Raw genomic sequence first — 568 nt, 5'->3', positions numbered from 1 at the left:
CCCCCGGCGAGACGCCCTCGAACACCTGCTTGAGCGCCGCGACCTCGATCGGATCCCCCAACGCCGTCGCCGTCCCATGCGCCTCCACGTAGGACACCTCCGACGGAGACACGCCCGCCACCGACAGCGCCTCGCGGATCACCGCCGACTGCCCCTGCACCGAAGGCGCCGCGAACCCCGTCTTCGCGCCCCCGTCGTTGTTCAGCGCCGTGCCCAGCACGACGGCGCGGATGGTGTCCCGGTCCGCCACCGCGTCCGCCAGCCGCTTGAGCACCAGCATCCCCACGCCATTGCCCACCACCGTCCCCGCCGCGTTCACGTCGAACGGCCGGCACCGTCCATCCGGCGCCAGGATGCCGCCCTCCTGGTTGCGGTGAGCGCCCAGCTGCGGCGTGCGGATGGACACGCCCCCCGCGAGCGCCAGGTCGCACTCGCCCGCGAGCAGCGACTGACACGCCAGATGCAACGCCACCAGCGACGTGGAGCACGCCGACTGCACCGTCATCGCCGGGCCCGTCAAATCCAGCTCGTACGACACCCGCGTGGCCAGGAAGTCACCCGACAGCCC

General features: G+C 72.5%; 1 protein-coding gene. It reads right to left on the bottom strand.

All coding sequences use genetic code 11. The features are described from left to right. The coding region (locus D7X55_RS40200) for a polyketide synthase (protein WP_147470460.1) at positions 1–568 on the bottom strand (568 nt) is incomplete at both ends.

This window comes from Corallococcus sp. AB049A (assembly GCF_003668885.1).
GTDB lineage: Bacteria > Myxococcota > Myxococcia > Myxococcales > Myxococcaceae > Corallococcus > Corallococcus interemptor.
Note: the sequence above shows the minus strand (reverse complement) of the source record. Positions and strands in the feature narration are given on the sequence as shown.